12 protein-coding genes are annotated in these 10,778 nt (G+C 34.0%); 5 read left to right on the plus strand and 7 right to left on the minus strand.

Annotated elements, in window-relative coordinates:
* Positions 1 to 56: 56 nt before the first annotated feature.
* Positions 57 to 749 (plus strand): zinc metallopeptidase, encoded by a 693-nt coding sequence (locus ACEN2K_RS02460; protein WP_441757723.1) that lies wholly within the window; start codon positions 57 to 59, stop codon positions 747 to 749.
* Between the two features lie 88 nt (positions 750 to 837).
* On the opposite strand, the gene ACEN2K_RS02465 is transcribed toward ACEN2K_RS02460, so the two are convergent.
* The 3 genes from ACEN2K_RS02465 to ACEN2K_RS02475 form a co-directional block, all read right to left on the minus strand.
* Positions 838 to 1,308, minus strand: a complete 471-nt coding sequence (locus ACEN2K_RS02465) for an Lrp/AsnC family transcriptional regulator (protein WP_441757724.1) — start codon at positions 1,306 to 1,308, stop codon at positions 838 to 840.
* A 159-nt stretch (positions 1,309 to 1,467) separates the two neighbouring features.
* On the minus strand, positions 1,468 to 2,217 hold the full coding sequence (locus ACEN2K_RS02470; protein ID WP_441757725.1) for a uroporphyrinogen-III synthase: 750 nt from the start codon (positions 2,215 to 2,217) through the stop codon (positions 1,468 to 1,470).
* A gap of 13 nt (positions 2,218 to 2,230) precedes the next feature.
* Positions 2,231 to 2,902, minus strand: a complete 672-nt coding sequence (locus ACEN2K_RS02475) for a DUF4271 domain-containing protein (RefSeq protein WP_441757726.1) — start codon at positions 2,900 to 2,902, stop codon at positions 2,231 to 2,233.
* A gap of 105 nt (positions 2,903 to 3,007) precedes the next feature.
* On the opposite strand from ACEN2K_RS02475, the gene ACEN2K_RS02480 reads away from it, so the two are divergent.
* The 3 genes from ACEN2K_RS02480 to ACEN2K_RS02490 are packed head-to-tail and all read left to right on the plus strand — an operon-like array spanning position 3,008 to position 5,609.
* Complete coding sequence (locus ACEN2K_RS02480; RefSeq protein WP_441757727.1) at positions 3,008 to 3,733, plus strand: polyprenol monophosphomannose synthase; 726 nt, start codon at positions 3,008 to 3,010, stop codon at positions 3,731 to 3,733.
* A 12-nt stretch (positions 3,734 to 3,745) separates the two neighbouring features.
* Positions 3,746 to 5,086, plus strand: coding sequence for a dihydroorotase (locus ACEN2K_RS02485; RefSeq protein WP_441757728.1), 1,341 nt, complete (start codon positions 3,746 to 3,748; stop codon positions 5,084 to 5,086).
* Between the two features lie 10 nt (positions 5,087 to 5,096).
* A complete protein-coding gene (locus tag ACEN2K_RS02490) occupies positions 5,097 to 5,609 on the plus strand; it encodes a DUF4296 domain-containing protein (RefSeq protein WP_441757729.1) in 513 nt (170 codons plus the stop codon).
* Between the two features lie 4 nt (positions 5,610 to 5,613).
* Here ACEN2K_RS02490 and ACEN2K_RS02495 read toward each other — a convergent pair whose 3' ends face one another.
* Complete coding sequence (locus ACEN2K_RS02495) at positions 5,614 to 6,627, minus strand: NAD-dependent epimerase/dehydratase family protein (RefSeq protein ID WP_441757730.1); 1,014 nt, start codon at positions 6,625 to 6,627, stop codon at positions 5,614 to 5,616.
* A gap of 93 nt (positions 6,628 to 6,720) precedes the next feature.
* On the opposite strand from ACEN2K_RS02495, the gene tyrS reads away from it, so the two are divergent.
* Complete coding sequence (tyrS, locus tag ACEN2K_RS02500) at positions 6,721 to 8,019, plus strand: tyrosine--tRNA ligase (RefSeq protein ID WP_441757731.1); 1,299 nt, start codon at positions 6,721 to 6,723, stop codon at positions 8,017 to 8,019.
* A 20-nt stretch (positions 8,020 to 8,039) separates the two neighbouring features.
* On the opposite strand, the gene ACEN2K_RS02505 is transcribed toward tyrS, so the two are convergent.
* The 3 genes from ACEN2K_RS02505 to ACEN2K_RS02515 all read right to left on the minus strand — a co-directional run bounded on the left by ACEN2K_RS02505 (position 8,040) and on the right by ACEN2K_RS02515 (position 10,702).
* Positions 8,040 to 9,020, minus strand: coding sequence for a LuxE/PaaK family acyltransferase (locus tag ACEN2K_RS02505; RefSeq protein ID WP_441757943.1), 981 nt, complete (start codon positions 9,018 to 9,020; stop codon positions 8,040 to 8,042).
* Between the two features lie 122 nt (positions 9,021 to 9,142).
* Entirely contained in the window at positions 9,143 to 9,481 is a 339-nt protein-coding gene (locus tag ACEN2K_RS02510) for a T9SS type A sorting domain-containing protein (protein ID WP_441757732.1), read from the minus strand.
* A gap of 102 nt (positions 9,482 to 9,583) precedes the next feature.
* Complete coding sequence (locus ACEN2K_RS02515; protein WP_441757733.1) at positions 9,584 to 10,702, minus strand: hypothetical protein; 1,119 nt, start codon at positions 10,700 to 10,702, stop codon at positions 9,584 to 9,586.
* Positions 10,703 to 10,778 lie beyond the last annotated feature (76 nt).

A 10,778-nucleotide genomic window follows, 5' to 3' on the forward strand; every position in this document is an offset into this window, starting at 1 on the left:
TGGTGCAGATTTTGCTATTTCATTAGTAACTTTATAAAAACTAAAAAACGATATATATGGGAATGGGTTATTTAATTCTTGCAGGAGCAATTATGCTTTTTAGCTGGTTAGTAAGTTCAAGACTAAAAAGCAAATTTGAACAATATTCTAAATTACATTTACAAAATCAGATGAGTGGTGCTGAGATTGCTGAAAAAATGCTAGCAGACAACGGTATTCGTGATGTACGCGTGATATCAGTGGCTGGGCAATTGACAGATCACTACAATCCTGTGAATAAAACGGTAAACTTAAGTGAGGCGGTGTATAACCAGCGTAATGCGGCAGCGGCAGCAGTAGCGGCTCATGAATGTGGACACGCTGTGCAACATGCAGTGGGTTACCAATGGCTTACGATGCGTTCTAAGCTGGTTCCCTTTGTTAATGTAGCTTCTACTTATATGCAGTGGATTTTACTGGGAGGGATATTATTAATAAATAGTTTTCCGCAGCTGTTGCTTTTTGGAATCATATTATTTGCAGCAACGACGGTATTTTCAGTAGTTACTTTGCCTGTAGAGTATGATGCTAGTAATCGTGCTTTGGCTTGGTTAGAAAACAAACGCATGCTTACACAACAAGAACATGCTGGTGCAAAGGATGCATTAAAATGGGCTGCAAGAACATATGTTGTGGCGGCTTTAGGTTCTATTGCTACTTTGTTATACTATGTTTCCATTTATATGGGCGGTGGAAGTAGAAGAGATTAAAGTGTTACTCATGAAATAGGAAAAATCCCAAATCTAAGTTTTTGCTAAGATTTGGGATTTTTATTTTGATTAAAATAAATCTGCTAAATTACAGCTGAATCTGTCTATTAATTTGTTGGTCTAGTGAGATAAAAGTTTCTGTTCTTGAAACTCCTTCAATGGCCTGTATTTTAGTGTTTAGTAAATTCATCAAATGTTCGTTGTCCCTACAAATGATTTTTATCAATATTGACCAGTTTCCTGTGGTGTAGTGGCATTCAAGTACTTCTGGTATTTTTCTTAATTCTTTTACTGCTTCGAGGTTGCGAGCAGCTTTGTCAAGATAGACGCCCACAAAAGCCATAGTGTTGTATCCAAGAACCTTGTGGTTGACTTCAAACTTGGATCCAGAGATTACTCCTGACTGTTCTAGTTTTCTTAGTCTTTGGTGAATGGCTGCCCCTGATATTCCGATTTTATTTGCGATTTGCAGGATTGGTTTTCTAGCATCGCTCATCAGATCACGAAGGATTTCTTTGTCTATACCATCTATTTCTGCAACTAGTGAATTTATTTTCATGACTTGATTATTAAAACTAAAAAACCAATTTTAGTTATAATTAGAAATCAAATTTAATTAAAAAAGGAAAACTATGGATAAAACCCTATTTTTATTTATTGTTTAAAATAAAAAAAGCTGCGATAAACGCAGCTTTTTTTTATGGTATGTCAAAGGAGATTATTTTCCTTTGTTCATTTCAATAATGTATTTTTCTAATGCCATCGTCATAGAAGGAGTATCAGGAGTAGGGGCAAGAATGTCGATTCTTAATCCACTATCTAATGCTTCTTTTTGAGTGGTGCTACCAAAAACAGCAATTCTTGTATTGTTTTGTTGAAAATCAGGAAAGTTTTTAAGTAATGACTTAATTCCTGTTGGACTAAAAAAGGCCAATATATCATAATAAACATCTGCTAAGTCGGATAGATCGCTCATTACTGTCTTGTAAAAAACAGCAGGAGTCCAGTCTACTTTTAATGCATTAAGCGTTGTAGGCGCATCAGCATTTAATTGATCTGAAGCAGGTAAAAGAAACTTCTCGTCTTTGTATTTTTTGATAAGCGGAGACAAGTCAGCAAAATCTTTTGGACCTACATAAATTTTACGTTTTCTATAAACCACGTATTTTTGTAAATAAAAGGCTACTGCTTCTGATTGACAAAAATATTTTAGCCCTTCAGGTACTTTGAAACGCATTTCATCAGCCACTCTAAAGAAATGATCTACAGCATTTCTACTAGTCAAAATAATTGCCGTATAATGATTAAGATCGATTTTTTGAAGTCTAATCTCTTTAGCACTAACCCCTTCTATATGAATAAAAGGTCTGAAATCAATTTTAACTTTATGCTTTTGTTGGAGCTCAAAATAAGGAGAATTTTCTACTTTAGGCTCGGGTTGTGACACCAAAATTGTTTTCACTTTCATATTTTAACTTTTTCTAAGCGCTCCCTTTTGTTAGCCAATAATACATGAAAAAATAAGGAGCTATTTCGAGAGTGCAAAGATATAAAATAAAATAAAACAACTTACCGAATATTAGATTTTGATATTTTTTTATTGAAATCAAATACACTAATGCGTTAACTAATAGTATTATAGCAATGATTATGATGGGAATATTTCTTGAAAATGTGTCGTAATAAAATAAAATAATATTAATTGGTAGTATGAATAGTCCTATATAGGTTCTATAATTTACTTTTTGCAAATTAAATTGCTCCATAAATTCTTCTATATTAAAAGCTGTAGCAATAATTTTTTCTATCAGGTATTTGGCTAAGATGAAAAAGATTAAAAAAGTGCTAATTTGGATGTATAATAGCCAGTCAGTCTTTGTAGCGTAACCAAATAGACTTAATGTGAGTTGTGCTAAAAAAGCAAATGAAATCACTTGTACTACGAACAAAGAAACGGTGAACGTACTTTTTAAATTGTTACTATCGCGGTAAACGGTGGCATACTTATCAGAAAAGAGTAAATTCATAAAATCGCCAAAGCGGTTCTCATGAACTGACTTCGTGAAAGCAATTAAAGCGAATGACAATACAAATAGAATGGTTGCCCAATCGTTATTTTCGGTTATTCTGGGATGAAGTACATGTTCAATCATAGCGACGCAAAATTAGTAATTTTTTATATCAATCGTTTTTATTATAAATTTATTATGAATGAAATGCCATAAAAAGGTTACTTTTGCGGTGAAATTAGAAGAAATATGAACGATTGTATTGTTATAATTCCTACCTATAACGAAATTGAAAATATAGAAAGCATTATTCGATCGGTGCTTTCGCAACACAAGCCTTTTCATATTCTTATTGTCGATGATAATTCTCCAGACCGCACTGCGGATAAGGTGGCTCTTTTGCAGAAGGAATTTGAAGGCCGTTTATTTATTGAAAATAGAAAACAAAAATCGGGATTAGGTACAGCCTATGTTCATGGATTTAAGTGGGCTCTAGCGCATAAGTATGATTTTATATTTGAAATGGATGCTGATTTTTCTCACAACCCCACTGATTTAGAAAAATTGTATCATGCCTGTCATTTTGGCGATGCTGATTTAGCCATTGGTTCTCGCTATGTTACTGGTGTAAACGTAGTAAACTGGCCGTTGAATCGCGTGTTGATGTCTTACTTTGCTTCGGTATATGTTAGGTTAATCACTGGTATGGAAATTCATGATGCAACAGCAGGATTTGTTTGTTATAAGAGGCGGGTATTAGAAGATATTAATCTTGATAAAATAAAATTTGTTGGTTATGCCTTTCAAATTGAAATGAAGTACAGAACATTTTGTAAGAAATTCAATATTGTTGAAGTGCCCATAATTTTTACAGATAGAACAAAAGGAGAATCTAAGATGAGTAACTCCATTATTAGAGAAGCCGTTTTTGGTGTAATAGCACTACGATTAAAAAAATTAGTTAACAGATTATAAGAAAAGAATACAATGAACAGTGTTTTAATTAAGAATGCCAAAATAGTAAATGAAGGGGCGATTTTTGAAGGCGATGTATTAATTGAGAATGACTTGATTGTTGAAGTTGCAGAAAGCATTAGCGCTAAGTCGTCTAACTGTGTCATCATTGATGCCGAAGGGAATTATTTAATGCCAGGGGCTATCGATGATCAAGTGCACTTTAGAGAACCTGGGCTAACGTATAAAGGAGATATTGAATCAGAATCAAGAGCTGCTGTAGCGGGAGGAATTACTTCTTTTATCGAACAACCTAATACGATTCCAAACGCTGTAACTCAAGAAATTTTAGAACAAAAGTACCAGCTTGCTGCCGAGAAATCGTATGCGAATTATTCGTTTATGATGGGAGCTACTAACGATAACTTAGAAGAGGTTTTGAAAACCAATCCTAAAAATGTTGCTGGAATCAAAATATTTTTAGGCTCATCTACAGGAAACATGCTTGTGGATAATGAGGCGACTTTAGAAAAAATATTTTCTAGCACGCCCTTATTAATTGCTGTTCACTGTGAAGATGAGGAAACTATTAGAAACAATACCGAAAAATATAAAGCAGAGTATGGTGACGATGTTCCCGTAACCGTACATCATTTGATTCGATCAGAAGAAGCCTGTTATATTTCTTCTTCAAAGGCGGTTGCACTTGCTAAAAAAACGGGTGCGCGTTTGCATATCTTCCACCTTTCTACTGCCAAAGAAATGGATTTATTTACCAATAAAATTCCATTAGAGAAAAAACAAATTACAGCTGAGGTTTGTATACATCATTTATGGTTTACTAATGATGATTATGCTACTAAAGGAAATTTGATAAAATGGAATCCTGCGGTTAAAACAGCTAATGATAGAAAAGTACTTTGGGAAGCTTTACTGGATGATAGAATTGATGTTATCGCGACTGATCATGCTCCTCATACGCTTGAAGAAAAGAAACAACCTTATTTAAAAGCGCCTTCAGGCGGACCATTAGTGCAGCATGCTGTTGTGGCGATGTTTGAGGCTCATCTTCAAGGGAAAATTAGCGTGGAGAAAATTGTGGAAAAAATGTGTCACAATCCTGCGAAAATTTTCAAGATTGAAAAACGTGGATTTATTAAAGAAGGCTACTATGCTGACCTTGTAATTTTGAATGCAGGTTTGCCTTGGAGTGTTAAAAAAGAAAATATATTTGCAAAATGTGGTTGGTCTCCTTTTGAAGGATTTACTTTTAAATCGAGAATTACCCATACTTTTGTTAATGGTAAGCTGGTTTACAACGCATTTAAGGTTAAAGATATACGTGCTGGTAAAAGATTGTTATTTGATCGTTAAAATTGCAAATATGAAAAAGACAATAGTTCTATTGATGGTGTTATTTGTATTTCTTAGCTGTAAAGAGGAAGTGGTTCAAAAACCCGACCGACTTATTGCGAAAGAACAAATGATGGATATTATGTATGACTTAGCGCTTTTGGACGGAATCAAATACCAAACACCTACAGCTGCAGACACCATAAAAATAAATCCAAAGGAGTATGTACTAAAGAAGTATAAAGTGGATAGCCTGCAGTTTGCAAAAAGTAATATCTATTATGCTTCTAATTACACTGAATATAAAGATATGTTTGATCAAATTATCAAGCGTATTGATGATAGGAAAGCAGTTATTGACTCTATAATCAAAATAGAAGATAAAAATAAGTTAAAGATTGATAGTGCTAAGCAACTAAAAAAGCCTTTGCTCAAAACGGATTCTGTTATTAATTTAAAAAGAAGAACTGATAAATTAGAGGCGATCCAGAAGAAGGAAGGAAATAAAAACATACTTACGGAAGAATCTCAAGTAGTTAAGTAATTTTTTACTTAATCAAAAGGAGCTTTTTAATTTCCTGAATATAAGTGCTAATTGGAGTGAATTCTATATTTAATGCTTCCTTTATTTTTGTGTTCGAAAATTCATTTTTTGAATAAGAAGCTGTAGCGGTAGCTCTCGTAAGCTGCCTTTTTGTTCTAAAAACTAACGAAATAAACCAGTCAACTCGCCAGCCTAATTCCATAAAGAAAGGGGATATGTAATAAGCGGGTGCTTTAACCTGTAAGGCATCTGCAAGCATCGTTAAGAATGTTTTGTAATCTATGTTTTCAGCAATTAAGGTGAATCGCTCGTTGGTGATTTTACTGTTCATTAAATCGGCGGTGATTTTAACGACATCACGCACCGCGACAAAACCAGTTTTACCTAAAGTATAAAATAGCATACCCTCAGCAACTTTTTTAATTAGTTGTCCGCTGCCTTGCTCGGGGAAACCCACGCCTATAATCACTCCAGGATTTACAATAATCACTTCAAGACCTTCTTGTTGTCCGCGCCAAATTTCCATTTCGGCACCATACTTAGAAATAGCATAATCGCTATGTGGTTTTTCAGGATTCCATTCCGTTACTTCAGTGATAATCGTTTGGTTGGCTGGTAAATCACCTAATGCAGCTGTTGAGCTGATATAACATAATTTGGTTATATTATTGCTAAGGCAAAAGTTCACCACATTAGCAGTTCCTTCAATATTGGTTTTACGAATCAATGCTTCGTCCTTAGGGTCAAAAGAGATAACTGCCGCGCAATGGTAAACATAGTCAATTCCTACGAAAGCTTTTTCTAAAGCGGGAATGTCAATGATGTCAGCTTGCACCCATTCGATAACATTAAATAAAGCGGATTTTTGGTAACTTTCAAATAAGGATTTGGTTTTTTCAATGCTTTTAGAACTCCGGTAAGTAGCACGTATTTTTTGATATCCAATGTTTTCGGATTCAATTAAATGAAGTAATAAATGTGCGCCTACAAGACCAGTTCCTCCTGTTACTAATATCATTTTGTAAAGATAAATAGAATGTTCGATTTTTAATAGGTTTGATTTTCAAATTATGCAATTAAAACTATCTTTGTGAAAATTGATTTTTAGAAAATGAAAAATATTATTTCCGAATTACAATGGCGCGGATTGGTTCATGATATCATGCCGGGAACCGAAGAGCAACTTTTAAAAGAAATGACAACAACCTATATTGGGTTTGATCCAACATCAGATTCTCTACATATTGGTAGTTTAGTGCCTATAATTTTATTAGTGCATTTGAAAAATTTTGGACATAAGCCCATTGCATTAGTGGGAGGAGCAACAGGAATGATTGGTGATCCATCTGGAAAATCTGACGAAAGAAACTTACTTGATGAAGCCACATTAAATCATAATGTAGAAGGAATTAAAGGGGTTTTATCTCGCTTTTTAGATTTTAATTCTAAAGAAGAAAATGCAGCTGTTTTAGTTAATAATTATGATTGGATGAAAGAGTTGTCTTTTATCAATTTTGCACGTGATGTGGGTAAGCGTATTACCGTAAATTACATGATGGCTAAAGATTCTGTTAAGAAGCGTTTGTCAGGTGAAGGTGAAGGAATGTCTTTTACAGAGTTTACTTATCAGTTAATCCAAGGCTACGACTTTTATCATTTGCATAAAGAATACAATTGTTTGTTACAAATGGGAGGTTCTGATCAATGGGGAAATATTACTACTGGAACTGAATTAGTGCGTCGTATGAATGTAGGCGAAGAAGCTAAAGCATATGCGATGACTTGTCCATTGATTACCAAAGCAGATGGTTCTAAATTTGGTAAATCAGAAGGCGGAAATGTATGGTTGACTGCCGATAAAACTTCGGTATATAAATTTTACCAGTTTTGGCTAAATACAACGGATGTTGATGCTGAAAAATACATTAAAATCTTCACATTTTTAGATAAAGATACAATCGATAATTTAATCGAAGAACATAAAACGGCACCGCATTTAAGAGTGTTGCAACGCAAATTAGCCGAAGAGCTAACGATTTTTGTTCATTCGAAAGAAGAGTTAGAAAAAGCAATTAAGGCTTCTAATATATTGTTTGGTAATGCCACTGCTGATGATTTAAAAGAATTAGACAAAGCAACTTTTCTTGAAGTTTTTGATGGTGTACCACAAGCAGAAATTGCTAGAACAGAAATCGAAGCTGGTATAGATATGATTGCCGTGTTGAATGAAAAAACAGGGTTTTTTAAATCAAATGGAGAGGCTAGACGCGCTTTGACAGCGAACTCTATCTCCGTTAATAAAGAAAAAGTAAAAGAAGATTTTATGCTAACTGCTAATGACTTAATCAATAATCAATTTGTGTTGTTACAAAGCGGAAAGAAAAATTATTTTGTAGTAAGGATTGTTTAATTGTTTATTCGGTTAACCTTTTAAATAACCATTAAATTACAACCACGAATATCTGAATTATCAAAACGTCCCAATACCTCGAAAGAGTTGTTGGGATATTTTTTGCCCAAATCTTGCGTGGCTATGAAAGAACAGGAGTTTATATTGGCTAGGTCAATAACGTTGATTCCACCCGTTTTACCGGTAGCGACATAACTTAAAGCATCCTCAGTGTCTCTTAATAAGATTTGGATCCATGATGGGCATTCAAAAACGCCATTTCCTAAGGAGTAAGCTTGTGAAAGTAATTCGGTCATTCCGTACTCAGAATGAATAGCATTTACTCCAAAACCAGCACAAAGCTGCTCATGTAGTTCTTCGCGTATCATTTCTTTTCTTTTCCCTTTCATGCCTCCCGTCTCCATTATGATGGTGTGTTGCAATTGAAATTGATGCTTTTCGATTAAATCTAATAAAGCGTAGGTTACCCCAATTAGGATTACATTTTGACCAGCTTCATCTAAAGCGATGAGGTTTTGAATAAGTTCGTCGTGATTGTGCAGGTAGAAACCGCTTTCTGGGCGATTAGAAAGTTGGATTAAGTCTTCTACCATATAAATCAAAGAAGAGCCCTCACGTTCTAAATAAGAGGGTAATAAGGCTAGTACTACATAGTCCTCAATATTGCCGTAGAAATCTGAAAATCCTTTGCGATAACTTTCTTCATAAATAGAAACATCTGTTACAAGGTGTTTACTTGTAATCATTCCTGTGGTTCCACTACTAGTAAATGTTGCTTGCACTTCCTCTTGATTTGATACGACTGCGTGACTTTTAAAAAACTGAATAGGGAGAAACGGAATTTGCTGCAGTGATTTTACTTTGCTAACATCTGTTTTTAATAAATCACAAAATTCTTTATAGACTAAGTTGTTCTCGTATTGAAAACGAAAAGTTTTTAACGCTATTTTTTCAAATTGCTTTTGGCTGGAAATCGTAAATATATCAGTAGGAGTGATCAAGGATTTTTTTTGCAAAGGTATTAATTTTAATATTTTTTTTATTGTAAATACGGCTGAATAGCGTGCATAAAAAAAGCTCCAAATTTAGTTGGAGCTTTGAGGTTTATTTTTCAAAGTGCTTTTTATCTTACAATAAGTTTTCGAGTGGCAGATGCATTTTGTTCATTGATCTTTATAATATAAACCCCAGGGCTTAATGTAGAGACATTTAATTCTTTTGAATTAATCATTGTTTGCAAAACCTTCTTTCCCAAAAGATCAAAAATGATTATTTCTTTTTCAGCATCATTTTTTGTCGAAATATATACTTTACCGTTGCTCACGGGATTTGGGTACAAATTCAAACCTTCAATTACGGTAGTTTGTTGTATTTTTGATTGTTGCTTACTGTCTTGGGCATTGCTGCTCAACGTGAAGAAAAAAACCAATAAAAGAATACTATAAAAGTAATTTTTTGCCATCAGCGTAATTTTGTTTAGTAAATATACAAAAAACAAATACTATACCAAAAAAAAATACCTTTCCGTTAAGAAAGGTATTTTACTATTTTATTTGTACTGTAATTATTTAGTCCAATCTGCCCAAGAAGGTAGCGTTGCACCAGCGCCAGCGCCAGTTTGATTTGTTACATAAACTGCAGTAGTATTGTTTGCAGTTACAAAATTTGCACCATTAACTTTGAAATCTCCAGCAGCAATTCTTGCAGTAGCTCCAGTTCCTGAATCTAATTTTGCAAAAGTTGCAATACCATCAACAAATAGGTTTGTGTAAGTTTGTTTTCCACCACCTTCTTTGAAGTTGATTGCTTTCTCCGAAGCTGTAAATTTAGCAGCAGATCCTTTTACAATTGAAATGTTTGTAATTTTTGCATCTGTCATTGGTAATGCGATGTCATTTTGACCATTATTTGAACCTTCAACTCCTCCAAATGATACACCATTGATATATACATTTGTAATTGTTCCAATGTATCCATCTGCGTAGTCTAATGAATCATCATATGAATTTACTAGTACTAAGTTACTTGCATTAACTGCACCACCAAAAAACTCAACTGCATCATCACCACTTTCATAAGTGTAAATGTTAGATACTTCTGTTCCTCTACCTACTCCAAAGAAAGACACTCCGTTGTACTCTTTAGTATCACTAAATTTAGATCCAGTGTACGATATTTTCAAGTAATTGATTTTTCCAGAAGAATCATCATTATTGTTTCCTCCGTATAATAAACCACCTACTTCAGATGTACCATTATCACCTGTGTTTACTTTAGCATCACCACAGATAATTAAACCTCCCCAGTTACCTTCAGTAGGAGCAGCTTTACCAGAAGTCATAACTACAGGTTTAGCAGCTGTACCGTTAACGAAAATTTTTGCGCCTCTCTCTACTGCTATAAATATTGTTTTAGCTTTTTCTGTATCTGCTGTAGGATCTGATTTTATTGTTGTTCCTGCAGGAATAATCAAAGAAGCACCTGATCGTACAATTAATCCTCCTGTTAATGTGTACGTTTTTGTAGCATCTAAAGTTACCGTCTCTTTGTTTGTTATTTCACCTTTTAAATCATCTACTTTTAAATCAAAAGTATTAGAAGGAGTTGTTTCTGGGCTATCACTAGTACAGCTTGTAAATGCAATAGTCACTACTGTTAAAATTGCTAAAATTGATTTTTTCATTTTTCTTTAATTTTGTTTATGTTTTTTAACACTACAAAGAAACAGCTTTACTGTTTTTATGAGGTTAAGCGATTAT

This window comes from Flavobacterium sp. W21_SRS_FM3 (genome assembly GCF_052113625.1).
Classification (GTDB): Bacteria; Bacteroidota; Bacteroidia; order Flavobacteriales; family Flavobacteriaceae; genus Flavobacterium.